We start from the raw sequence: 22,909 nt of genomic DNA on the forward strand, positions 1-22,909 counted from the left end.
TCTAGGCGTGCAGGGTGTGCCGGTGACCGTCGAGCGGGAAGGGCGGCCGGGCCGGCAGGATCTCCTGGAACACGAAACCGGCCTTCTGCGCCACCCGGCAGGACGCCACGTTGTCCACCTGGTGCAGCAGGTCGAGACGGGCCACCTCGGGGAACCGGTCGAACGCCCAGCGGCTCAGTGCGGTGACCGCGCGCGGGGCGACGCCGCGACCGCGTGCCCACGACGCCGTCCAGTAGCCCACCTCCGGGGCCGGGCGCTGCGGCGTGACCCCCTTGAGCACGACGTTGCCCACCAGCCGGGCGCCGTCGGCGTGCTCTTCGACAACCGCGAAGGTGTGGCGGCGGCCGTCGGCCCAGTCCCGTTGTACGTCGTCGAGCCACCGTCGGGCCTCGGCGGCGGTGGTCACCGGAGCTCTGGTCCAGCGGTGCAGGACCGGATCCCGGTATGCCGCCACCAGCTCGTCCAGGTCGTCGGCGCACCAGGCGCGTAGGGCGACGTCCGGCGTCGACGGAGGTGACTCGATCAGCATCAGCACAGTCTGCCGTGGCGGTGGCCCGGGGTCAGCCCCGACGGTCGCGCCACCGCTGCCACCAGCTGCGGCGGGGCCGGCGCGCCGCGACCCCGACCAGCGCCGGTTCGGTGACGGTCGTCCTGACCTCGGGTCGGGCCCGCTCGGCGCGCCAGCGGCGGATCACGTCCTCGGCGTTCACCGGGCGCACCGCCACCCGAGGGCCGTCGGGGTTGCGCAGCCACGCCACGATCTGCGCGTTCAGCTGCGCCACGAAGTCGCGGACGGACTGCTCGGTGGGCAGGTCACGGACCTCGTCGGGGACCTGCTCCACGCGTCGGCGCAGTTGCAGCGACGTGGGTAGCAGCAGGTCACTGGGGAGTGCCTCGCGCTCCAGGAAGCTCTTGATCCACCACGCCTCGTCGTACGGCGCCCCACGACCGGGGATCGGTTTGCCCATGCCGGGCAGGTCGTCGAACTCGCCACGCTGAAGGGCATCCTGGATCTTTGCCTCCACGGACGCTTCCCACGCCTCAGTCACCCTGCGGCACCTCCCCTGGCCACCGTAACGCGCCGCCTCCGCCCGGTGGCGCGCACTTGTCAGGGGTCAGCGCGCCCGCGACGGTGAGCATTCCCTGCCGTCCACCGTGAGTGGATCACCCGAGCCGCAGGCCACGGCCGGTCAGGTGGCCCTCGGCCAGGACGTTCATCCCGTTTAGGGTCGGTGTGGGGTCTACCGAACGGGGGAATCGTCGTGGTGGGTACGGGTGCGGTGCTGGGCATCGCGTTGGTGGCGTTGGGGCTGGTGCTCACACCCGGCCCGAACATGGTCTACCTGGTGTCCCGTTCGGTGGCGCAGGGTCGCCGGGCCGGGCTGGTCTCACTGCTCGGGGTGGCCGCCGGGTTCGGCGTCTACCTGGCGGCGGCGGTCGCCGGCCTGGCCACCGTGTTCGTCCTGGTCCCGACGCTGTACGCGGTGGTGAAGCTCGCCGGTGCCGGCTACCTGCTGTGGTTGGCGTGGCGGACGCTGCGTCCGGGCGGGGGCTCACCGTTCACGCCCGCGCCGCTGCCGCCGGACCGGCCCCGGCGACTGTTCACCATGGGTCTGGTCACCAACCTGCTGAACCCGAAGATCGCCATCCTGTACGTGTCGCTGCTGCCGCAGTTCGTGGACCCGACGCGCGGGCACCTGGCCACGCAGAGCCTGCTGCTCGGGCTGACCCAGATCGCCGTCGCGCTGAGCGTGAACGCGCTGATCGTGCTCAGCGCCGGGGCCCTCGCGGGCTTCTTCGCCCGCCGGCCGGTGTGGCTGCGGGTGCAGCGGTGGGTGACCGGCACGGCCCTGGCCGCGCTGGCCGTACGCCTCGCCGCCGACCGCTCGCGCGCGGCCGTCGCCACGCCCTGACCTGGGCGCTCATCGCCCCCGGTGGCGGCCGAGCATCCCGGCGGCCAGCGGCGCGGCGTCCAGGTCACCGGCGGCGAGGCGGGCGGCGAGGGTACGGCGTACCAGCCGGTCGGCCAGCGCGGGCGCGTGCCGGCCGACGGCCATCTCCAGTCGGCCGCGTGCGGTGGTCGCCACGTCCCGGGGGGCCCGCCGGGCGGCGGCGGTCCGCAGGATCGCCGCGACCACCCCTTCGACGGGCTCGGGGCGGGACACGCCCCGCAGGGACAGCCCGGCCTCGGTGGTGCTGTCGTGGATCGGTGAGGCGACCATGCTCGGGTAGACCACACTCACCCCGACGTGGGTGCCCACCTCGTGACGCAGCGCGTCGGCGTAGGCGACCAGGGCCCGTTTGCTCACCCCGTACGCGGCGGCGAGCGGCAGCGGCAGCACCGCCATCCGGCTGGCCACGAAGATCACCCGCCCGCGGGCGGTGAGCAGTGCGGGCAGCGCGGCGGCGGTGGTGCGCCAGGCGGCGAGCAGGTTGACCTCCAGCTGCTGGCGGACCACCTCGTCGGGGGGTAACTCGGCCGGGGCGGGACCGCCCACCCCGGCGTTGTTGATCAGCAGGTCGAGCCCGCCGAGCCGGTCGACGGCGGCGCGCACCGCCGCCGGTACGGCGTCCGCGTCGGTCAGGTCGCAACCCAGCACCGGCGGGTCGTCGTCGGGGCGCGCGTGCAGGTCGAGCCCCACCACCCGGGCGCCGGCCGCGCTCAGCGCGACGCCGAGGTGCCGGCCGAACGTTCCGCTCGCCCCGGTGACCAGCACCCGCCGACCGGCCAGGGACCGACCGCTCACCGGGGTGCCCCCGCCGGGGACGCCGCGCCGGAGCGGGCGCGGCGGGCCCCGGCGGTCAACTCCCGGGCCAGCTCGGCGAGGTAGACGTCGAAGTCCACGCGCATCGCCGGGCGGCGCTGACCCCAGCGGGCGGTCGCGGCCCGCAGTTCGGCCCGGCACACGGCGCGCTGCCGGTCCGGGTCCGGCAGCGCGTACCGCCCGGCCAGCTCCGCCGCGATCAGCTTGGCCTGCGCCTCGACCAGGGGGAACGCGGAGCCGGTGGACTGCATCAACCCGACGAAGCTCAGACCGGGTGCGTCGGGGTGGAACACGTGCCGGTACAACGCCACGGTGTCGGCGCCCCCGGCGAGCAGCGCCGGGTCGAGGAACGGTACGTCCACCCGGTAGCCGGTGCACCAGATGATCAGATCGACGTTGTCGCTGCGGCCGTCGGTGAACTCCACCCGGTCGCCGTCGAGGGCGGCGACGCCGGGTCGGGCCTCGACGTCGCCGTGCGTCAGCCGGGACAGCAGCCCGTCGGAGAGTGTCGGATGGTCCTGGAGGAAGCCGTGCGTCGGCGCGGGCAGCCCGTAGCGGGCGGGGTTGCCGACGGTGGTGCTCAGCATCGTCTGGCTGATGCGTTGGCGCAGCCGCCACGGCAGTCGCCGGGCCAGCGCCCCGTTGAGCGTGTCCGAGGGGCGACCCAGCAGGTACTTCGGCACCACCCAGACGCCTCGGCGCAGCGACAGCAGGGTGCGGGTGGCGGCGTACGACGCGTCCACGGCGATGTCCATCGCGGAGTTGCCGCCGCCGACGACCAGGACCCGCCGGCCGGTCAGCTGCTCCGGGCCGCGGTAGTCGTGGCTGTGGATCTGCTCGGCGGTGCAGACGCCGGGGTAGGCGGGGTCGGGTAGCCGGGGCACCCGGTTGTGCCCGTTGGCGACGACCACGGCGTCGACGGTGACCTCGACCGGGCCGGCCGGGCCGCGCGCGGCCACCGTCCAGGTGCCGGTGGGGTTGCGGGTGACCCGCTCGACGGTGTGGCGCAGCCGGATGGAGTCGCCCAGCCCGAAGCGCGTGGCGTAGTCGGCGAGGTAACCGGCGACGCGACGGTGGTCGGGGTAGTCGGGCCAGTCGGCGGGCATCGGGTGGTCGGCGAACTGGGTGCGACCACGGCTGGTGTTGAGGTGCAGCGTGCGGTACGCGGGCGAGTCGGGTGCCCCGTACACCCAGAGGCCGCCGACCTGCGCGGCGGCCTCGAAGCCGACCGTGGGCACGTCGGCGTCGCGCAGCGCCTTGACCGCGGCGAGCCCGGCGGCGCCGGCGCCGATCACCGCCACCCGAGGTGGTACGCCCATGCCCGCCCCCAGTTAATCCAACGTCCGATGGATAATCGTCGGACGGGGGCGGCCCGTCAAGGGGCCGGTGGTCCGTACAACCCGTCCAGCAGCCGATGCACGAACGCCCGGAACTCACGCCGTTCCCGGGCGCCGGGCGCGCCCGCGGCCAACGCCACCACGTGCCCGTGGGTGGCCCACACCAGACTCCGCACGGTGATGTGCGGCGTCGGCTCGGCCAGTGCGCCGGTCGCCGCGGCGGCGGTGAGCAGCTCCGCGACCAGCCGGTACAACGGGTCGGCGTAGCGCTGGTCGAGCTCGGCGTGCCGCTGCGGTTCCAGCCAGCGGCGCAGCCACAACGCGGTCGTCTCGGGGCGGTCCTCCAGGAAGTCCACGAAGACGTCGACCAGCTCGTGCAGGGCCCGCCGCGCCGCGTCCGGCCCCGCGTCGAGAGCCGTGCGGGCCTGCTCGGCGGCCTCGGTCAGCACGTCCCGCTCGGCGGCGAACACCCGGGCGAAACACGCGTCGTAGAGGGCTGCCTTCGTACCCGTGTGGTGCGCGACCGTGGCGACGTCGACGCCGGCGGCGGCGGCGACCTCCCGCAGCCCGACGGCGTCGAAGCCCCGCTCGGCGAAGAGCGCGGTCGCCGCGGCGAGCACCACCTCGCGGGTCGGTCGGCTCTCGTCGCGGCGGGGCCGACCCGGGCGGCGGCGGGGCATGGTCATGGCCGTCATTCTGCCCCTAGAATCCAGCAACCGTTGGATTGCGGAGAGGATGCGGCGATGACCGGGCTCGACCGGCGGCCCGCGGCTGCCACCGACGCGACGCTGCCCCGTGGCCCGCTGGCGGGCTTCGCCGCCGGCTCCCTCGGCATGGGCGTCTGGGTGACCGTGCCCGGCCTGCTGCTGCTCTACTTCCTCACCGACGTGCTGGCCGTCGGGCCCTGGTTGGCCGGTCTGGCGCTGCTGCTGCCGAAGATCGCCGACGTGCTGCTGCACCCCTGGGTGGGCCACCGCGCCGACGTCGAGCAGACCCGACGCGGCGACCGTCGCCGGCTGCTGCTGCTCGGCTGCGTCCTGCCGGTCGCGTTCGCCGCGCTCTTCGCCGTGCCCGGCGGCCTGACCGGCGCGCCGGCCGCCGCGTGGGTGGCGGTGTTCTTCATCGCCGGCAACCTGCTCTTCGCCGCCTACCAGGTCCCCTACCTGGCCACCCCTGCCGACCTGCGCATCGGCTACCACGAACGCACCCGCCTGATGGCGTTCCGGATGGTGGTGCTGACCCTGGGCATCCTGGTCTCCGGGCTGCTGGCCCCGCTGCTCACCGGCGGCGACGCCGCGACCCGCGGCGGCTACCAGCGCATGGGCCTGGTACTCGCCGCCGGGATGCTGGCGGCCATGCTGGTCGGTGTCGCCGGCATCGCCCGGCTGCGCGGCCGCGCGCCGGGTGCCACCGCGTCCGGGCACGGCGGGTGGCGGGCGCTGCGCACGGCGCTGCGCGATGCGCAGTTCCGGTGGCTGGTCGCCGCGTACCTGGCCATGTCCACCACCACCCACCTGGTGCTCGCCGGGGTGCCCTACTACGCCGAGTACGAGCTGCGCGCCCCCGGTCTGACCACGGTGCTGGTGGCCGCGTTCGTGGCGCCCGCGCTGCTGGTCACCCCGGCCTGGTTGGTGGTGGCCCGACGCGTCGGCAAGCAGCGGGCGCTGCTCGGCGCGCAGGGCGCCTTCGCGATCGGCTCGCTGGTGCTGGCCGTGGGCCGCCCGGCCGGCCTGCCGGTGCTGGTCGCCGCGGTGGCGGTGCTGGGGGTGGCGTTCGCCGGCATGCAGCTGCTGCCGTTCTCGATGCTGCCCGACGTGATCCGTGCCGCCGCCCACACCGCCGACGGCACGCCCACCGGAGCCGGCACCTACACCGGGGTGTGGACAGCCACCGAGGCCACCGGCGCGGCGCTGGGCCCGTACGCGTACGCGCTGTGCCTGACCGTGGGTGGTTTCGTGGCCTCGAGCGCCGGTGAGTCGCCGGTGCAGCCGGATGCCGCGCTCGCGGCGGTCCGCTACGGCTTCGGGTTGCTGCCGGCGGTGGCGATGCTCGCGGCGCTGCTGCTGCAACGCCGCTACACCCTGGACGCGACGGCCCGGGCGACGACCTGATCGGCCGGCACTAGACTTCGCCCTCGATGGACGCCCAGCCCAGCACCACCGAAACCCGCCCGTGCGCCCACTGTGGACGGCCGGTGCCGCAGCGTGTCGGCGCGGGTCGACCGTTTCGGTACTGCCGTGACAACGACGGCGCCTGCCAGCGCGCCTCCCGCAACAGTCGGATGCGTCACCGCAACGCCCCCGGTCTGCCCGGGCAGGTGGCCCGCACCTGGGAGGCGGTGGACCGGCTCGACCAGATCGTCGAGACGTTGACCGAGTCCCTGCACGCCGAGCTGTCCCCGGTGGGGGTGCAGCGGCAGCTCGCCCAGGCCCGCGCGGAGGCCGCCACCGAGATCGCGGCGGCGCAGACCGAACGCGACGAGGCCCGCGACGACGCCGAGGCCGCGGCGGCCGACGCGGCGCGCGCCCGCGACCAGGCCCGCGACGCCCGCGCCGAGGCCGACGACGCCCGCCAGCGCGCCGAGCAGGCGCACCGGCAGGCGTCCGCCGCCGACGAGCGGGCGCAGCACGCCGAGGCCGCCCGCGATCGGGCCCGCCACGACGTCAGCGCCGCCGAGGCGCTGCGCGCCCAGGCCGAGCGTGACCGCGACCAGGCCCGCACCGAGGTGCGGGACCTGCGCACCGAACGCGACGCCGAGCGGCAGCGGGTGGTCGATCTCGGCGTGGAACGCGACGCGCTGCAAGCCCAGGTCGACCAGGCCACCCGGGTCGCCGCCGAGGCGACCGAGCGGGCCGGGCGGTGGCAGGCCGAGGTGCAGGACGTCCGCCGTCAGATCGAGCAGGCCCGCGCCGACGCGGCGCGCACCCGCGCCGAGGCCGCCGACGCGACCCGGGCGCGCGAGCAGGCCGACCGGGCCCGCGACCGCGCCGAGGTCGCCGCCCGGCAGGCCGACGAGGCCCGGCAGGAGGCCGCGGAGCACATCGCGCGGCTGCGCGCGGAGCTGGCCGCTCTCACCGCGCAGCGCGACACCCTCACCGCCGAGCTCACCGTGGCCCGGCAGGCCGCGGCGACCGCCGAGGGTCACCGCACCGCCCTGACGGTACGACTCGACGCCGCCGAAACCGACCGGGACCTGGCCCAGCGGCGGGTGGCGCAGCTCGGCGATCAGGTCAGCGACCTGGCGCTGGCGCTGGCCCGCCTCGGTGCCGCCGGCACCGGCGACGCCACCTGAGGGTCGTGGCGCAACCTTCGGTAGGCTCGGGCGGTTAACCCCCGGGTGGCGGCGGACACACCGTTGCCGCGACGCGCCTGGGGATCACCTCACCGGGTGCGCGTCCCGGCCAGCTACCCTTGGTCCCGGCCCACCCGTGGATGCCTCACGCCCTCGGGCGGGAATGGCTCGGCGGGGACGCACCGTTACACCCAGAAGACCAGCACCACGAACGAGGGGAAGTCGATCATGGGCGAGCGTATGCTGCGCGGAAGCCGCCTTGGCGCGGTGAGCTATGAATCCGACCGCAACACGGAGCTCGCGCCGCGTCAGACCCGCGAGTACCTCTGCGCCAAGGGCCACCAGTTCGAGGTGCCGTTCGCCGTCGACGCCGAGGTCCCGACGACCTGGGAATGCAAGTTCGACGGCAGCGTCGCCCGACTCGTCGACGGCAGCGAGCCGGAGCAGAAGAAGGCCAAGCCCCCGCGTACCCACTGGGACATGCTTCTGGAGCGGCGTTCGATCGCCGAGCTGGAGGACATCCTCGAGGAGCGTTTGCAGGAAGTTCGGACCCGCCGCGGCCGCGCCTGAGCCGCACGACGCACCACGACAGCGCCCCCGGGGTTCAACCCCGGGGGCGCTGTCGTGTCGGTGCGTGGTGTCAGTGCCGGCCGGGTTCGACGATCTCGCCCTCGATGGCCTGACCACCGTCGACCACCACCGGCTGTTCCGGCCGCGGGGCCGGTTGCGGGGCGCCCTGGCGCACCCGCACCGTGCGGGGCCCGAACAGGTCACCGGCGACCATCGACGACACCCGCCGCTCGGTGGCGCGGCGCACCCCGGCGCGGGCCAGTCGACGCACCGGCGGCACCAGCAGCAGCACCCCGATCAGCCCGCTGAGCAGGCCGGGAGCCGCCAGCAGCAGCGCGCCTGCCAACCCGACGAGCCCGTCGGTGACCTGCCCACCCGGGGGTTGCCCGGCCGCCGCCGCGGAGCGGAACCCCCGCCAGGCGCGCATGCCCTCGCGGCGCAGCAGCACCAGACCCAGCAGGGACGCGGCGAAGACCAGCAGCACCGCCGCCCCGAACCCCAGCGCCCGCCCCACACCGACGAACACCGCCAGCTCCAGCACCACCGCCAGCAACAGGGCCAACGGTACGAACCTCAGTCCTCGGCGCATCTCACCTCATCGCCCATCGCAGCGGACACCACGGACGTGTTCCGCTCATCCAGCATGACACGGCCGCGCTCACGGCCACCGCGCCTGACCGGTGGCGGTGCCGTGCAGGCCCCGACGGACCGCCTGACGCCGGTCGCGCACACCCCAGGCGGTGATCCGCCACAGCGCCTCGGCGACGATCCTGGGGCTCATCTTGCTGTCGCCGCGTTCCCGTTCGGCGAAGGTGATCGGCACCTCCACGATCCGCACCCCGGCCTGGTGCGCCAGCCGCGACAGCTCCACCTGGAACGAGTACCCCTGCGACGTCACCGACCCCAGGTCGATGGCGTCCAACGCGCTGATCCGGTACACCCGGTAACCGCCGGTGGCGTCGGAGACCGGCATGCCCAACGCCAGGCGCGCGTACAGGTTGCCGCCGCGCGACAGCAGCAACCGCCGCAACGGCCAGTTGAGCACCCGCGCGCCGCTGGTCCACCGCGAACCGATCACCACGTCGGCGTCGCGGGCGGCGTCCAGCAACGCCGGCAGGTCCTCCGGGGCGTGCGAGCCGTCGGCGTCCATCTCCACGACCGCCTGGTAGCCGTGCTCACGCGCCCACTCGAACCCGGCCAGGTACGCCGCGCCGAGACCCTGCTTGCCCTGGCGGTGCAGCACCTGCACGTGCGCGTCGCCGTCAGCGAGGGTGTCGGCGATCGCGCCGGTGCCGTCGGGGCTGTTGTCGTCGGCGATGAGGATCTGCACCGCCGGGGCGGCGCGCCGCACCCGACCCACGATCACGGCGATGTTGTCGGCCTCGTTGTAGGTGGGGATCACCACCAGCACCCGACCCACCCCGGGCACCTCGTCCGGGCGTCGAATCGTATCGGTCGCCTGGATCACGGTTCCTCCGCTCCCGCCGGCGTACCGGCTGTTGCTATCCGGGCATGACCCGCTGCCGCCGGCGCAGCACCGCCGCGCCGAGCAGGGCCGCCACGGCCAGCGCGGCGAGCGTCACCTCGGGCCACCAACCGAGGCGGGTGGCGAGGGTGCGTCCGTCGTCGAGCCGCAACTGCCGCACCACGACCTCCCGGGTGTTGAACCCGGTGGCATCGCTTACCCGCCCGTCGGGTGCGACGAACCCGGACACCCCGACCGTGGAGGCCATCAACGCCGGACGTCCGTGCTCCACCGCCCGCAGCCGCACCATGGCCAACTGCTGGCGGGCCTCCGCCACGTCGAACGTGGCGTTGTTGGTCTGCACCACCAGCAGCTGCGCGCCGCCGGTGACGGTGTCGCGGACCACCTCGTCGTAGGCGACCTCGAAGCAGATCACGTCACCGAGCACGGTGGGGCCGGCGCGTACCACGCCCGGGGTGCTTCCCGGCACGAAGTCGTTGCGGATCAGGTCGACCTGCTTGCTGACCATCCGCGCCACGTCACGCAGCGGCACGTACTCGGCGAACGGCACCGGGTGGCGTTTTGTGTACAGCTGCTCCATGTCGGCGCCGGTGCCGGGGTGCCACAGGATGCCCGCGTTGCGGACCTGCCCGGGCCCGGGGCCCAGCAGCACCGCGCCGACCAGGATCGGCGCGCCGATGGTGTCGGCGGCCTGGGAGATCCGCGCCCCGGCGGCGGGGTTGCGCAGCGGGTCGATGTCGCTGGAGTTCTCCGGCCACACCACCAGGTCGGGTCGCTGCTGCTGCCCGGCGGCGACCCGACCGGCCAGTTCGATGGTGGCGTCGACGTGGTTGTTGAGCACCGCCTGCCGTTGGGCGTTGAAGTCCAGGCCCAGCCGCGGCACGTTGCCCTGCACGATCGCCACGGTGACGGTGGCCCCGGACCCGGCGGTGGCGACCGGCACGAGCAGACCCCCGGCGGTCACCGCGACGGCCACCACGGCCGGTACGAGCACCGGCGCCCACCGCCGGACAGCGCCGCCCTGCGGGCCGTCGCCGCGCAGCGGGGGGTCCTGGCCCGGCGGGGTGTCGAGCGGCCCGTCAGCGCCGGCTGGGCCGCCCTGCGGGGTACGGCGCCGCGCGGCGGTGACCCAGCCCCGCCAGGCGGCGGTGACCAGCAACCCGCCGATCAGCGCCACGGCGAAGGTGACCAGCGGGGCGCCGCCCAGCGCGGCCAGGCGCAGCAGCGGTGAGGTGTCCTGGCTGAACGCCAACCGCCCCCACGGGAACCCACCGAACGGGGTGCGGTCGCGCAGCGCCTCCTGCCCGACCCAGAGCAGCCCGGTCAGCACCGGCCACGCCCAGCGGCCACGGTCGGCCAGCGGCGACACCCAGGCCGTGGCCATCCCCAGCAGCGCCAGGTAACCGGCCTGCAGCAGCGACAGCAGCACCCACGGCAGGTAGCCGGTGTGCAGATTCGTCCAGGCCAGCAGCGGGGCGAACAACGCCACCCCGGTCAGGAAGCCCAGGCCCGCGCCGGCGCGCAACCGGCGCCGGTGCGCGGCGGCGGCCAGCAACGCCACCCCGACGGGCGCGAGCGGCCACACCCCGTACGGGGGGAACGCCGCCAGCAGGGCCAGCCCGGCGGCCACGGCCAACGGCACCGCGACCCGCAGCGGCAGCGGCCGACCGGCGACGACCGGCCGGGGCAGCACCGCCGGGGTGTGGGTCTCATCCCGGTCCAGGGTCGTCACCGCTTCACCTCGATCACGGGGCGAAGGTTACCTGGCTGACGGGTGCACCGGCCGCGTCGGGCCGTCGGGCACGAACCGCCCAGCGGACACAAAATCGGGGCGCGGCTGACGCCGCGCCCCGATGCTCCCAGGCCCTTCCCGGCCGGTGGGGCGAGGATGGGGCACGACGACCTTCGGACCGACCGGACGTGGACTGGCTGCCCCCGCCGGGCCGTTGTCTACTGGCCGTGCACCTCACCCTGCCCGTACACCGGTAACCGCGGCCGGTTCGCGCCGCCCCGCCGACCCCCGCCCGCTGGACCTGGCCGCCGCGACGATGACGCTGAAACATGTCGCTCGGCCAGCGGACGAAGGGACGAAGCGAACAACAGCCGCTTCCCGTGGTAGGACTCAAAGACGGTACGTGCCGACCCCCGTCGGTTGTCAACCCACAGCCGGCCTGTCGTGTGTTGCGCCACGGCGTGTCGGGTCGGCGAGTCTCAATGCGTACGCAGGTGGTGACGCAGCAGCGCCCGCGCGGCCGCCCCGTGCTCCTCGGCGAGCAGCCCACCGGCGGCCAACACGTAGTCGGCGTCGACGACCGCCGCGGCGGCCCGCGGCAGCGCCCACCCGCCGGCGTGGTCGGCCAGGACCGCCGTCAGCACCTGCCCGGACCCGTCCGCCGGCGCGTGCCGCAACACCCCACCGGAGCCCACCAGCAGCCGCACGTCGCGCAGGTCCCGCCCCGCCCGCTCCCCGGTGGCCGCACCCCGGGCGTGCCGGCGCATGGCGACCGTCGCGGCCAGAGCGGCGATGCGCCGGTCCACGGCCCGCTCGACGTCGTCGACAGCCAGAAACCCCGGGTCGGCCGCCCGCCGCGCCGCAGCCGCCGCCAGGTCCACGGACTCGTCCGCGGCGAGCAGCCGCTCCTCAACGGCGGCGCGCACCACCCCGGGGGCGCTCCACCGCATACCCAGATCGCCCTCCACCGTGCGGGCCCGCCACAGACTCCCGGCGACCTCCCGCCCCGGCCCGGTGGCCCGCTCGTCGGGCGTCAGCACCGAGTACACGTCGGTGGTGGCCCCACCCACGTCGACCACGGCGAGGTCACCACCGACGCTGTCGGCGAGCACCTCCACACCGGTGAGCACCGCGTCAGGGGTGGCCGCCCGTACCAGCCGCGCGAACCGGGAACCCCGCGACAGTCGTTTACCACCGATGACATGACGCAGGAACACCGCGCGGATCGCCGCCCGCGCCGACGCCGGGGCGAGCACCCCGATGCGCGGCAGGACGTTCTCCGCCCCGGTGACCGGCACCCCCGCGTCACGCAACACCCCGGTCAACCGCTCGCGCACGTCGGCGTTGCCCGCGTACACCACCGGTCGCCGCCACCGGGCCCGCGCCAGGCGGGTGGCGTTGTGGGTGATCGTGTCGGCGTCGCCGCCGTCGGTGCCACCGACGAGCAGCACCACATCGGGGCGGGCCGCCCGCAACGCCGCCACATCGGCCCCGCCGAGCCGACCCGCCGCGACGTGCACCACGTGCGCGCCGGCGGACAACCCGACCCGCCGGCCGGCCTGCGCCGTCACCAACGGCTCGTAGCCGATCACCGCCAGCCGCAACCCACCACCGGCCGACGAGCACACGTACCACGGCACGTCCCGCACCCCGAGCCCGGCGGTGGCCGCCGCGACCGCGGCGTCCAGGCCGTGCAGCACGTCGGTGCCCACCGTGGTGGGCGCCGACGCCGCACCGGCGAGGACACCGCCGGCCAGGTCCACCACCGCCACCTTCGTGTACGTGGAACCGACGTCCGCGCAGACCGCCAGCGTCACAGGCTTTCCCGTCACTCCTCGCGACTCACGTCGGCGGGAACGACCACGGTGCCGGTCGCGGTGACCGCCACGATCGGCGGGTCCAGCACCTCCGCGGCGGACGCGGAACGGTCCGGGCGGCCCCGACACACCACCGCGCAGCTCAACTCCAGGGTGCGGCTACGGGTGCCCACCCGCGACACCTGCGCGGTCACCTGCACCACGTCCCCGGCGTGGATCGGCGCGTGGAACCGCACATCGGCGTACCCGGCGAACAAACCCTCGTCACCGTCGGTGCGGATGCACACCTCCGTGGCGACGTCACCGAACAACCCCAGCGCGTACGCCCCGTCGACCAGGTTGCCGGCGTAATGGGCGTGCGAGTACGGCACATACCGCCGGTGCGTCACCGTCAACCCCAGCCGTGCGTCGGTCATGCCATCGCCTTCCGTTGCGTGATCAGGGCGTGCACGAGGTAGCTGGCCACCTCGCCCGGGGTGGTGCCCCGACCGAAGATCCGGTCCACGCCCAACTCGTCGGTCATCGTCTCGTCGAAGCGGGGACCACCGACGATCAGCAGCGGCCGCCGCCCCGCCGGCATCGCCTCCCGGAACGCCGCCGACATCTCCCGGGTGTTGTGCAGATGCGCGTCGCGTTGGGTGACCACCTGCGACACGAGCACCGCGTCGGCCTTCTCCGCCCGGGCGGTCTGCACCAACTCCGGCACGCTGACCTGCGCACCCATGTTGGTGACCTTCAACTCCCGGTAGTACTCCAGGCCCTTCTCCCCCGCGATGCCCTTGACGTTGAGGATCGCGTCGATGCCCACGGTGTGCGCGTCGGTGCCGATGCACGCCCCGACCACGGACAACTTGCGCCGCAACCGCTGCTTGATCACCGTGTTGACGTCCTTCGCCGACAGCAACGCGAAGTCACGCTCCACCACCTGCACCGCGTCGAGGTCGACCAGGTGGTTGACCCGCCCGTAGACCACGAAGAACGTGAACCCGTCACCCATCGGCTTGGCGTGCACCACCATCGCCGGGTCGATGCCCATCTTGTTGGCCAACTGCACCGCCGCGCCCTCGGCCCGCTTGTCGTGGCCCACGGGCAGGGTGAACGACACCTGCACCATCCCGTCACCGGTGGTGTCCCCGTACGGGCGCACGATCTTCTTCGCGGCGTCGGCGGCGCTCATGCCGCGTCCCCTTCCAGGATGTCGGTGGCCGGGTTGCAGTAGTCGGCCTCGTGCGCCGCGACCCCGTCGAGCCCTTTGCCCCGGTCTGCGGGCCGCTTCATGATCCCGAAGGTGCCCTCGGCGATCGCCGTCAGCAACGTCTGCTCCCCGATGCGGTCCAACAGATCGAGAGCCTCACCGAGAACCTGGTTGGCGCGTCGGCGGATGAACCCGCCCGGCGCGGGCACGAAGTCCTCGTGCAGCCCACCGGCCGCACCCAGCACATACCGCACGTTCTGCAGAGCGATGTCCCGGTCGGACAACCACGGCGTCACCACCGCCTCGGTCATCATCCCCACCAGCAGGATCCCCTGACCCGTCAGCGCCCCGGCCAGGTTGAAGAACCCGTCGAGCAGGTTGCCCCGGAACACGTCCCCGGTCATGTGCTTCGTCGGCGGCATCCACTTCAACGGCGCGTCGGGAAACAACTCCCGGGCCAGCAGGGCGTGCGCCAACTCCAGCCGGAACGACTCCGGCACCTCCGGGTTGATCTCGAACGCGTGCCCCAGGCCCAACTGCCAGTCCGCCAACCCCGCCTCATGCGCGAAGAACTCGTTGAGCAGCTGCGACACCGTCACCGTGTGCGCCTCGTCCACCGCGTCAGCGGTGGTCAGGTAGTTGTCCTCACCGGTGTTGATGATGATCCCCGCGCGGGCGTGCACCTGCCGGGAGAATCGCTGGTCGACGAACGTACGCACCGGGTTGATGTCGCGGAACAGGATCCCGTACATCGAATCGTTCAACATCATGTCGAGGCGTTCCAACCCGGCCAGGGTCGCCATCTCCGGCATGCACAGCCCCGACGCGTAGTTGGTCAACCGCACGTAACGGCCCACCTCCTTCGACGACTCGTCCAACGCCGCCCGCATCAGCCGGAAGTTCTCCTGCGTGGCGTACGTGCCGGCGAACCCCTCCCGCGTCGCACCCTCGGGCACGTAGTCCAGCAACGACTGCCCGGTCGAGCGGATCACCGCGATCACGTCCGCACCCGCGCGCGCCGCCGCCTGCGCCTGCGGGATGTCCTCGTAGATGTCACCGGTCGCCACGATCAGGTAGATCCACGGCCGCTGCGCCGGATCCCCGTGCCGCTTGATGAGCCGGTCCCGTTCGGCCCGCCGCCGGTCGATGCGCCGGATGCCCGCGCCGACCGCCTTCCGCGCCGCCGACCGGGCCGCCGTCGCGGCCCGCCCGGTCGGCTGGGTGAACCGCACCGACCCGGCGGCCGCCTTCTGCGCCAGCAACGTCACGTCGGTGCCGCCCTCCCGGGCCAGGGCGTCGAACACCGGCACCGCCACCCCGTGACCCAACCCCACGTCCGCGGCGACCGCGTCGACGAGCCGGTTCACCCACGGAATGCCCTCCGGGTCGGCGCCGGTCACCCCGGCCAACCGCAGGACCGCCCGCTCCACCGACACCGTGGTGTGGCTGCGCGCCAGGTCCACCACCGGCTGCCCGGCCCGACGCGCCAACTCCCGCGCCCGCGCCACCAACACCGGATCAAGATCAAGCTTGCTCATCGACCATCCACTCGTTGCTGTGCCTGACGGCTCGCCCGATCACGGCGACCCTTCCTCATAGATGACCTCACCGCGCAGCACCAGACGCCGGCACACCGGCAGCGGCGTCGGATCGTCCGCACCCCGCGCCTCCGGGTCCTCGGCCACCAACACCGGCAGGCCCTGCCGCACCCCCGCCGGCGTCGACCACACCGCGAACGTCGCCGGCGCACCCAACGCCAGGACCCCCTCGGCATCCAGGTGCACCGCCCGCCACCCACCACGCGTGTGCGCCGCGAACGCCGACCGCACACCCATGCGCTGCGCCGGGTTGTGGTGCGCCACCGCCGCCCGCACCGACCCCCACGGATCCAACGGCGTCACCGGCGAATCCGACCCGAACGCCAACGCCACCCCCACCGAGTGCATCGCACCCATCGGGTTCGACTCCAACGACCGGTCCAACCCCAACCGCGCCTCGTACATCCGACCCGCGCCACCCCACAACCGGTCGAACGCCGGCTGCATGCTCGCCACCACCCCGTACTCCACGAACCCCGCGATCAACCGCTTGTTCATGATCTCCGCGTGCTCGATACGGTGCCGGGCCGCCCGCAACCGCTCCACACCCACCGTCCGCGCCGCCGCCGCGAAACCGTCCAGGACCGTGCCGATCGCCGCGTCACCGATCGCGTGGAACCCGCCCTGCATGCCCTGGGCCGCACAGTCCACCAGGTGATCGCGCACCTGCTCCACCGACAGGTACCCGTGCCCGCACCCGTCACCGTCGCCGTACGGCACCGACACGTGCGCCGTGCGCGACCCCAACGCCCCGTCGGCGAACAGGTCCCCACCAGCGCCCACCGCACCCAACTCCCGGGCCCGCGCCGCACCACCCAACTCACCCCAGTACCCGTACACCTCCGGCAACCCCGCGCCGGAGATGCCCAGCAGACCGGTGAAGTCCTCCTCGTCGGAGATCTGCGGCCCACCACACTCGTGCACCGCCGCGATCCCCAACGACGCCGCGTGCGCCAACGCCACCCGCTGCGCCGCCACCCGCTGCGCCCGACTCACCGACCCCTGCGCGGCCGCCCGCACCACATGGTGCGCGTCGCGCCGCAACCACCCCGACGCGTCGTACCCCGCCGCCTCGACCACCTGCGGACACGCCGCCAACAACGCCGACGACACCAACGCCGAGTGGATCGACGCCTGCGACAGGTACACCCGCCGACCACCGGCCGCCCGGTGCAGCGCCGCCGCGTCCGGCACTGCCGGATCCGACCAACCCGACTCGTCCCACCCGTGCCCCAGCACCACCGCGTCCGCCGGCAGACCCGCCGCGAACCCGGCCACCGCGTCCAACAACTGCGCGCCCGAGCGCACCCCGGACAACTCCAGCCCGGACAACGCCAACCCGGTGTCGGTGGCGTGCACGTGCGCGTCAACGAACGCCGGCGCCACCAACGCCCCGTCCAGATCCACCACCCGGTCGGCCGGCGGCGCGTCACCGTCAACCCCCAACCAGGAAATCCGCCCACCGGACACCAACAGCGCGGTCGCACTCGGATCGGCGGGGCAGTACAGCACACCGCCGCGGTACAACGTCGAGGGGTTCGTCATGACCTCAGTCTGCCGCGATCCGCGCCGCGAACAGCTGACGCACCCCCGGCTCGGCGCGCAGCAACCCCAACGCCAACTCCGCGTGCCCCGGCACGTACCCGTTGCCCACCAGCATCGTCACGTCCGCCGCCAACCCCTCCGCGCCCAACGCCGCCGCCGAGAAGCTCGTCGCCATCGAGAAAAAGATCACTGTGCCGCCGTCCGCGGTCGCCAGCACCGCCCCGTGCTCACACCCCGGCACGTCCACGCAGACCACCGTCACGTCCGCCGGCACACCCAACGCGGTGGTCACCGCCGTGGACAACCCCACCGGGTCCCGCGCGTCGGCCAACGCCACCACCGACGCCAACCCGGCGGCCGTCAGCGCGTCGCGCTCCGCCGCCACAGGCACCACCCCGACGGTACGAGCGGCGCCCGCACGCCGCGCCGCGGCCAGGGACAGCGACCCGCTCTTACCGGCCCCACCGATCACCGCGACCCGCACCGGCGTCGGATCACCGCTACGCTGACGCTCCTCCACATACCGTGACACCACCCGGGCGGTCAGCGCGGGCGCCCCGCACACGTCCAGCACGGCCAGGGACAACTGTGGGTCCTCGTCCGGCGGCAGCACCGCGGCGATGGAACGCGCGAACAGGATCGCCCACCCAGCACAGGGCACCTGCTCGCTGCGTCCGTCCCACTGGGCCAACCCGTCGGTGATGACCAGCGGCGTCAGCGTCAACGACACCAGGGTGGCGACCCGGTCCCCCGCCCGCAGCCCCAGCGGGGACCGCCGACCGGCCTCCTCGACCGTGCCGATCAGCATCCCACCGGACCCGGTCACCGGGTTCTGCATCTTCCCCCGGGCCGCGATGATGTCCAACACCTCGGCGCGGACCGCGTCCCCGTTCCCGCCGTGCTTCTCCGACAACTGCCGGAAACTCGCCGCGTCCAGGTTGAGCCGCTGCACCCGGATCCGCACCTCGTTCGGTGCGATCGCGGCCGATGCGTCCAGGCGCCAGGCCGCCTGCGGCAACACCCCCGCCGGTTCCACGACGCGGTGCAGTCCCACCGGTGACGTCACGCCGACCTCCCCTGTCCAGCCGCCCGAAGCCCCGGTCAAGGCTCGCGTAACGGGAAAACTTACGGCAGACTAGTTTCTGTACCGAATATTTTCCAGTAGCCTTCGGGCCCGTTGACCATCGCACCACCGAGGAGGGGCCGTGACCCAGACCATCCCGCACCCCCGTCACGCCCCGGTCGCCGTACCGACCGCCGGGCAGCCCTACGAATACCACCGCCGCCCCCTGGTCGAACCCGACTGGACCCGCTTCCCCGGCTGGCGCCACGTCACCCGGGACCAGTGGGAATCCGCCCAGTGGCAGCGCGTCAACTGCGTCAAGAACATCAAGCAGCTCCGCGCCGTCTTCGGCGACCTGATCGACGACACCTTCTACGCCGACCTCGAGGCCGACCAAAAGGCCCTGGCCACCATGTCCATGCTGGTGCCACCCCAGATGATCAACACGATGGTGCCGTTCGCGACCCCCAGCACCGAAGCGCTGCTCGCCGACCCCATCCGCCGCTACATGATCCCGGTCGCCTCCGACCGACGCACCGACTGGCCCTCACACCCCTACGCCAGCCGCGACAGCCTCCACGAGCACGACATGTGGGTCGCCGAAGGCCTCACCCACCGCTACCCCACCAAGGTCCTCGCCGAACTGCTCTCCACCTGCCCCCAGTACTGCGGGCACTGCACCCGGATGGACCTCGTCGGCAACTCCACCCCCGCCGTCGACAAACTCAAACTCACCCTCAAACCCGTCGACCGCTACGACGCCCACATCGCCTACCTCAAGGCCCACCCCGGCGTCCGCGACGTGGTCGTCTCCGGCGGCGACGTCGCCAACGTCCCCTGGCGCAACCTCGAGTCCTACCTCATGCGACTGCTGGAACTGGAGACCGTCCGCGACATCCGGCTCGCCACCAAAGCCCTCATGGGCCTACCCCAACACTGGCTACAGCCCGACGTCGTCGAAGGCCTGGAGCGCGTCGCCCGCACCGCCGCCCGCCGCGGCGTCAACCTCGCCATCCACACCCACGTCAACCACGCCCAGTCCCTCACCCCACTGGTCGCCAAGGCCGCCCAGACCGCCCTCGACGTCGGCGTCCGCGACGTCCGCAACCAGGGCGTCCTCATGCGCGGCGTCAACGCCACCACCCCGGAACTGCTCGACCTCTGCTTCGCCCTCCAAGGTGAGGCCGGAATCCTGCCGTACTACTTCTACATGTGCGACATGATCCCCAACGCCGAACACTGGCGGGTCCCGGTCTGGCACGCCCAGCAGCTCCAGCACGACATCATGGGCTACCTCCCCGGCTACGCCACCCCCCGGATCGTCTGCGACGTCCCCTTCGTCGGCAAGCGCTGGGTGCACATGCTCACCGAATACGACCGTGAGCGCGGCATCTCCTACTGGACGAAGAACTACCGCACCTCCATCGAATCGGCCGACCTGGAGGCGCTCAACAAGCGCTACGCCTACTACGACCCGATCGACACCCTCCCCGCCGACGGCCAGCAGTGGTGGAACGCCCACCGCGACGACTGACCCACCACCTCGCTCTTCGGTGATCAAGAGGTTTGCGTCAACGGTGATCTCCGGTTTGACGCAAACCTCTTGATCAATCGGACGGGGTGCGCGCTCAGGCGCCGGTCAACACCTCCGACAACGGCGCCGGCACCAGGTCCCGCTCACGCAACCCCGCCAGGATGTGCGGCAACGCCTCGTCGGTCATCGTCGCGTTCGCCTCGGTCACATGCATGATCACCACCGACCCCGGGCGGGCGTGGTCCAGCACCGCCCGCACCAACGGCCTCCACGCCTTCGCGAACGGATCCCCGCTGACCACGTCCCCGTCGACCACCGTCACACCCAGCGGGGCCAGAGCGTCCAACGCCGCCGCATCGTGACAGAGCCCCGGGAACCGGAAGTACCGGGTCTGCCGACCCCCGTACGGCTTGATCACCTCGAACGTCTTCGCCACGTCGTCGCGCAACTCGCCCACCGGCTGCGAAGGCAGGCCGTAGCAGTCGCGGGTGAACGCCGCGTGCCCGTACGTGTGGTTGGCCAACTCGAAGCGCGGATTGCCTGCGATCCGACGGGTCACATCCGGGTACCGCCGCACCCACTTGCCGGTCAGGAAGAACGTCGCCGGCACCTGCTCCCGTTCCAGCAGGTCGAGGATGCGCAGGTTGGCGTACGACGTCACCCGACCGGCACGAAGGTTGGCCAGCATCGCGTCGGTCATGTCCGCGTCGAAGGTCAACGCCACCTTGTTGCCGGTCCGCGGCCCGTGGTCCACGACCGGCGCACGAACTCCGATCGGCGTCGCGCCCGGCACCGTGGCGACCGCCGGCGTCGACGAGGCGCCAACCGACGGCACGGCCGGGGAAACAGCTGTGGACGGCGTCGCTGGCGAGGCGTCGACTGTTGGCGCGACGGACGTCGTGGACGGGGTCGACGAGGCGGACGAGCCGGCGAAGACCGGAGGGTTCGACGGCGGCACCCGGGACGCCGCACACCCCGCACCGCCCAGAACGGCCGCCACCACCAGGACGCCAAGAAACCGGCGACGCCGAGCTCGGATCACGCCGAAGATCATCGCAGACGCGAGACCGGCTCACTGCCCCGCGCGGCAGCCTCGCACGGGTCAGGCGGAACCGCCGCGCGGGGCGTACATGATGACCGCCACGCCGAGCAGGCACAGCGCCGCCCCGGCCACGTCCCAGCGGTCGGGGCGGAAGCCGTCCACCACCATCGCCCAGCCCAGCGAACCCGCCACGAACACCCCACCGTACGCGGCCAGGATCCGGCCGAAGTTCGCGTCCGGCTGGAACGTCGCGACGAACCCGTAGCAGCCCAACGCGACCACCCCGGCTGCGATCCACCACAGGCCCCGCTGCTCCCGCCAGCCCTGCCAGACCAGCCAGGCGCCGCCGATCTCGGCCAACGCGGCCAGCGCGAACAACACGAGGGAACGCAGCACGGTCACCCCCGCGACACTAGCCGCAACACGACGGGTCCCCGGACGACGAGGCGTCCGGGGACCCGCAGACCGCTCAGGTCACTTCGTGAAGGCGTCCTTCATGTTGCGACCGGCGTCCTTGGCGTTCTGACCGGCCTGCTTGGCGCGCGCGTCACTCTCCTGGCTGGCGCCCTCGCCACGCATCCGCTCGTTGTCGGTCATATCGCCGACGCGCTCCCGCGCCGCGCCGGCCATCTGCTCAACCTTGTTCTTGGCCTTCTCGGTGAAGCTCATCGCGCCTCCTCGGTCTGGCGGTTGTCCTGGCTCGCTTGCCCGGTCTTTCGGTGCCGAAACCGGTGGTGCCGGGTGGCACACACCCGCTAAGGCATCCTAGGACGATAGGTTGAGGGAGGACGGCCTGTCGGCGCGGATCACGGTGGTTAACTGACCGCATGGGAGAGCTCCTGCTGATCCGGCACGGCGAGACCACCTGGAGCGCCAGCCTGCGGCACACCTCGTACACCGACCTGGAGCTGACCCCCGACGGCGAGCGACAGGCCCGCACCCTGGCCGCCTTCCTGGCCGGCCGGCGCTTCGTCAGCGTGCTGGCCAGCCCCCGCTCCCGGGCGCTACGCACCGCGCAGCTGGCCGGGCTCACCGTCGACGGCGTCGACGAGGACCTCAGCGAGTGGAACTACGGCGAGTACGAGGGCCGCACCACCGTCGACATCCACGACGACGACCCGCACTGGAACATCTGGACCGACGGCTGCCCCGGCGGGGAGTCCCCCGCGCAGGTCGGCGAACGACTCGACCGAGTGCTGGCCCGGGTCACCCCACTGCTCGACCGGGGCACCGTCGCACTGGTCGGGCACGCCCACAGCCTGCGGGTGCTCGGCGCCCGCTGGATCGGCCTGCCCCCGTCCGCCGGCGGGCGGCTACGCCTGGACACCGCCACGGTCAGCGCGCTCGGTCAGGAACACGGCCGGCAGGTCATCCTGCGGTGGAACCAGCCGGCTCCTCCGGCCCCCGGGACCGCGACCGACCCGACGCCGCAGCGCTGATCTTCGGCGGCCGGCTCTCGTACGGCGTGGACAACACCACCGTCGTGCGGGTCGTGACGTTCGCCGAGGTACGGATCTCCTGGAGCACCCGCTCCAGATCGGTCGGGCTGGCCACCCGCACCAACAGCAGGTAGAAGTCCTCCCCGGCCACCGAGTAGCAGGAGTCGATCTCCGGTAGGTGGGCCAGCCGCTCCGGAGCGTCGTCCGGCTGCGACGGATCGAACGGCCGGATCGCCACGAACGCGGTCAACGGCAGCTCCAGCGCCTCGAACGACACCCGGGCGGCGTACCCCTTGATCACCCCGCGCTGCTCCAGCCGGCGGACCCGCTGGTGCACGGCGGACACCGACAGCCCCACCCGCTCGGCCAGGTCGGTGTACGACAGACGGCCGTCGGCGGTCAGCGCGGCGACGATAGCGCGGTCGATCTCCTCCACGGCGTGCAACCTACCGGGAAAACCGTCGCACGGCGACGACGTAACCGGCACCGCGCGC

Annotated in this window: 24 protein-coding genes; 6 read left to right on the plus strand and 18 right to left on the minus strand. The window is 73.2% G+C overall.

The window, feature by feature from the left end:
- Position 1 precedes the first annotated feature (1 nt).
- Together EV382_RS09015 and EV382_RS09020 are read right to left on the minus strand one after the other, a co-directional pair.
- Positions 2–529, minus strand: coding sequence for a GNAT family N-acetyltransferase (locus tag EV382_RS09015; protein ID WP_130401118.1), 528 nt, complete (start codon positions 527–529; stop codon positions 2–4).
- 31 nt (positions 530–560) lie between these two features.
- The gene (locus EV382_RS09020) at positions 561–1,049 is read right to left on the minus strand and encodes a DnaJ family domain-containing protein (protein WP_130401119.1); all 489 of its coding nucleotides are present in this window, start codon (positions 1,047–1,049) and stop codon (positions 561–563) included.
- A 213-nt stretch (positions 1,050–1,262) separates the two neighbouring features.
- Here EV382_RS09020 and EV382_RS09025 point away from each other — a divergent pair, with 213 nt between their 5' ends.
- Complete coding sequence (locus EV382_RS09025) at positions 1,263–1,913, plus strand: LysE family translocator (protein ID WP_130401120.1); 651 nt, start codon at positions 1,263–1,265, stop codon at positions 1,911–1,913.
- Between the two features lie 9 nt (positions 1,914–1,922).
- On the opposite strand, the gene EV382_RS09030 is transcribed toward EV382_RS09025, so the two are convergent.
- Genes EV382_RS09030 through EV382_RS09040 form a run of 3 tightly spaced genes read right to left on the minus strand, consistent with a single transcriptional unit; the run spans position 1,923 to position 4,788 of the window.
- Entirely contained in the window at positions 1,923–2,747 is an 825-nt protein-coding gene (locus EV382_RS09030) for an SDR family NAD(P)-dependent oxidoreductase (RefSeq protein WP_130401121.1), read from the minus strand.
- Positions 2,744–4,084 (minus strand): flavin-containing monooxygenase, encoded by a 1,341-nt coding sequence (locus tag EV382_RS09035; protein ID WP_130401122.1) that lies wholly within the window; start codon positions 4,082–4,084, stop codon positions 2,744–2,746. Before EV382_RS09035 ends, EV382_RS09030 begins: the two co-directional genes overlap by 4 nt.
- A gap of 56 nt (positions 4,085–4,140) precedes the next feature.
- Positions 4,141–4,788 (minus strand): TetR/AcrR family transcriptional regulator, encoded by a 648-nt coding sequence (locus EV382_RS09040; RefSeq protein ID WP_425271877.1) that lies wholly within the window; start codon positions 4,786–4,788, stop codon positions 4,141–4,143.
- Between the two features lie 57 nt (positions 4,789–4,845).
- On the opposite strand from EV382_RS09040, the gene EV382_RS09045 reads away from it, so the two are divergent.
- From EV382_RS09045 to EV382_RS09055, 3 genes are all read left to right on the plus strand, one after another.
- Complete coding sequence (locus EV382_RS09045) at positions 4,846–6,213, plus strand: MFS transporter (RefSeq protein ID WP_130401123.1); 1,368 nt, start codon at positions 4,846–4,848, stop codon at positions 6,211–6,213.
- A gap of 26 nt (positions 6,214–6,239) precedes the next feature.
- Positions 6,240–7,394, plus strand: coding sequence for a coiled-coil domain-containing protein (locus EV382_RS09050; RefSeq protein WP_130401124.1), 1,155 nt, complete (start codon positions 6,240–6,242; stop codon positions 7,392–7,394).
- A gap of 228 nt (positions 7,395–7,622) precedes the next feature.
- Entirely contained in the window at positions 7,623–7,964 is a 342-nt protein-coding gene (locus EV382_RS09055; RefSeq protein WP_030327608.1) for an RNA polymerase-binding protein RbpA, read from the plus strand.
- Positions 7,965–8,034: 70 nt separating this feature from the next.
- On the opposite strand, the gene EV382_RS09060 is transcribed toward EV382_RS09055, so the two are convergent.
- The 9 genes from EV382_RS09060 to kdd form a co-directional block, all read right to left on the minus strand.
- Complete coding sequence (locus EV382_RS09060; protein WP_130401125.1) at positions 8,035–8,553, minus strand: FxsA family protein; 519 nt, start codon at positions 8,551–8,553, stop codon at positions 8,035–8,037.
- A gap of 69 nt (positions 8,554–8,622) precedes the next feature.
- Positions 8,623–9,432 carry a polyprenol monophosphomannose synthase gene (locus tag EV382_RS09065; protein WP_130401126.1) on the minus strand — a complete coding sequence of 270 codons (810 nt, stop codon included), beginning with the start codon at positions 9,430–9,432 and terminating at the stop codon, positions 8,623–8,625.
- A gap of 34 nt (positions 9,433–9,466) precedes the next feature.
- On the minus strand, positions 9,467–11,182 hold the full coding sequence (gene lnt, locus EV382_RS09070) for an apolipoprotein N-acyltransferase (RefSeq protein ID WP_130401127.1): 1,716 nt from the start codon (positions 11,180–11,182) through the stop codon (positions 9,467–9,469).
- Between the two features lie 479 nt (positions 11,183–11,661).
- Positions 11,662–12,999 carry a glutamate mutase L gene (locus EV382_RS09075; RefSeq protein ID WP_130408621.1) on the minus strand — a complete coding sequence of 446 codons (1,338 nt, stop codon included), beginning with the start codon at positions 12,997–12,999 and terminating at the stop codon, positions 11,662–11,664.
- Between the two features lie 11 nt (positions 13,000–13,010).
- On the minus strand, positions 13,011–13,415 hold the full coding sequence (kal, locus tag EV382_RS09080) for a 3-aminobutyryl-CoA ammonia lyase (RefSeq protein WP_130401128.1): 405 nt from the start codon (positions 13,413–13,415) through the stop codon (positions 13,011–13,013).
- Entirely contained in the window at positions 13,412–14,176 is a 765-nt protein-coding gene (gene kamE, locus EV382_RS09085) for a lysine 5,6-aminomutase subunit beta (RefSeq protein ID WP_130401129.1), read from the minus strand. The genes kal and kamE overlap by 4 nt, the downstream gene beginning before the upstream one ends.
- A complete protein-coding gene (gene kamD / locus EV382_RS09090) occupies positions 14,173–15,732 on the minus strand; it encodes a lysine 5,6-aminomutase subunit alpha (RefSeq protein ID WP_130401130.1) in 1,560 nt (519 codons plus the stop codon). Before kamD ends, kamE begins: the two co-directional genes overlap by 4 nt.
- A 39-nt stretch (positions 15,733–15,771) precedes the next feature.
- Entirely contained in the window at positions 15,772–17,337 is a 1,566-nt protein-coding gene (locus tag EV382_RS09095) for an amidohydrolase (RefSeq protein ID WP_130401131.1), read from the minus strand.
- Positions 17,338–17,341: 4 nt separating this feature from the next.
- Complete coding sequence (kdd, locus tag EV382_RS09100; RefSeq protein WP_130401132.1) at positions 17,342–18,403, minus strand: L-erythro-3,5-diaminohexanoate dehydrogenase; 1,062 nt, start codon at positions 18,401–18,403, stop codon at positions 17,342–17,344.
- 139 nt (positions 18,404–18,542) lie between these two features.
- Here kdd and EV382_RS09105 point away from each other — a divergent pair, with 139 nt between their 5' ends.
- Positions 18,543–19,934, plus strand: a complete 1,392-nt coding sequence (locus EV382_RS09105) for a KamA family radical SAM protein (protein ID WP_130401133.1) — start codon at positions 18,543–18,545, stop codon at positions 19,932–19,934.
- A gap of 94 nt (positions 19,935–20,028) precedes the next feature.
- Here EV382_RS09105 and EV382_RS33310 read toward each other — a convergent pair whose 3' ends face one another.
- The 3 genes from EV382_RS33310 to EV382_RS09120 all read right to left on the minus strand — a co-directional run bounded on the left by EV382_RS33310 (position 20,029) and on the right by EV382_RS09120 (position 21,645).
- Positions 20,029–20,976: a polysaccharide deacetylase family protein gene (locus tag EV382_RS33310; protein ID WP_244236598.1), complete on the minus strand. Its 948-nt coding sequence runs from the start codon at positions 20,974–20,976 to the stop codon at positions 20,029–20,031.
- A gap of 60 nt (positions 20,977–21,036) precedes the next feature.
- Complete coding sequence (locus EV382_RS09115; RefSeq protein WP_130401134.1) at positions 21,037–21,378, minus strand: YnfA family protein; 342 nt, start codon at positions 21,376–21,378, stop codon at positions 21,037–21,039.
- 72 nt (positions 21,379–21,450) lie between these two features.
- The gene (locus tag EV382_RS09120) at positions 21,451–21,645 is read right to left on the minus strand and encodes a CsbD family protein (RefSeq protein ID WP_130401135.1); all 195 of its coding nucleotides are present in this window, start codon (positions 21,643–21,645) and stop codon (positions 21,451–21,453) included.
- A 158-nt stretch (positions 21,646–21,803) separates the two neighbouring features.
- Between EV382_RS09120 and EV382_RS09125 the strand changes: the two genes are divergently transcribed.
- Entirely contained in the window at positions 21,804–22,415 is a 612-nt protein-coding gene (locus EV382_RS09125; protein WP_130401136.1) for a histidine phosphatase family protein, read from the plus strand.
- Here the strand turns inward: EV382_RS09125 and EV382_RS09130 are convergent.
- On the minus strand, positions 22,345–22,851 hold the full coding sequence (locus EV382_RS09130; protein WP_130401137.1) for an Lrp/AsnC family transcriptional regulator: 507 nt from the start codon (positions 22,849–22,851) through the stop codon (positions 22,345–22,347). The two genes, EV382_RS09125 and EV382_RS09130, sit on opposite strands and share 71 nt — an antisense overlap.
- Between the last annotated feature and the right edge of the window lie 58 nt (positions 22,852–22,909).

This window comes from Micromonospora violae (assembly GCF_004217135.1).
GTDB lineage: Bacteria > Actinomycetota > Actinomycetes > Mycobacteriales > Micromonosporaceae > Micromonospora > Micromonospora violae.

What these genes read in the sequence shown, in the direction of transcription:
- EV382_RS09055 (WP_030327608.1), top strand. Translation starts at nt 7,623, where the DNA reads ATGGGCGAGCGTATGCTGCGCGGAAGCCGCCTTGGCGCGGTGAGCTAT.
- EV382_RS09040 (WP_425271877.1), bottom strand. Translation starts at nt 4,788, where the DNA reads ATGACCATGCCCCGCCGCCGCCCGGGTCGGCCCCGCCGCGACGAGAGC.
- EV382_RS09050 (WP_130401124.1), top strand. Translation starts at nt 6,240, where the DNA reads ATGGACGCCCAGCCCAGCACCACCGAAACCCGCCCGTGCGCCCACTGT.
- kamE (WP_130401129.1), bottom strand. Translation starts at nt 14,176, where the DNA reads ATGAGCGCCGCCGACGCCGCGAAGAAGATCGTGCGCCCGTACGGGGAC.
- EV382_RS09120 (WP_130401135.1), bottom strand. Translation starts at nt 21,645, where the DNA reads ATGAGCTTCACCGAGAAGGCCAAGAACAAGGTTGAGCAGATGGCCGGC.
- EV382_RS09035 (WP_130401122.1), bottom strand. Translation starts at nt 4,084, where the DNA reads ATGGGCGTACCACCTCGGGTGGCGGTGATCGGCGCCGGCGCCGCCGGG.
- EV382_RS09045 (WP_130401123.1), top strand. Translation starts at nt 4,846, where the DNA reads ATGACCGGGCTCGACCGGCGGCCCGCGGCTGCCACCGACGCGACGCTG.
- EV382_RS09125 (WP_130401136.1), top strand. Translation starts at nt 21,804, where the DNA reads ATGGGAGAGCTCCTGCTGATCCGGCACGGCGAGACCACCTGGAGCGCC.
- EV382_RS09095 (WP_130401131.1), bottom strand. Translation starts at nt 17,337, where the DNA reads ATGACGAACCCCTCGACGTTGTACCGCGGCGGTGTGCTGTACTGCCCC.
- kal (WP_130401128.1), bottom strand. Translation starts at nt 13,415, where the DNA reads ATGACCGACGCACGGCTGGGGTTGACGGTGACGCACCGGCGGTATGTG.
- EV382_RS09015 (WP_130401118.1), bottom strand. Translation starts at nt 529, where the DNA reads ATGCTGATCGAGTCACCTCCGTCGACGCCGGACGTCGCCCTACGCGCC.
- kamD (WP_130401130.1), bottom strand. Translation starts at nt 15,732, where the DNA reads ATGAGCAAGCTTGATCTTGATCCGGTGTTGGTGGCGCGGGCGCGGGAG.
- EV382_RS09060 (WP_130401125.1), bottom strand. Translation starts at nt 8,553, where the DNA reads ATGCGCCGAGGACTGAGGTTCGTACCGTTGGCCCTGTTGCTGGCGGTG.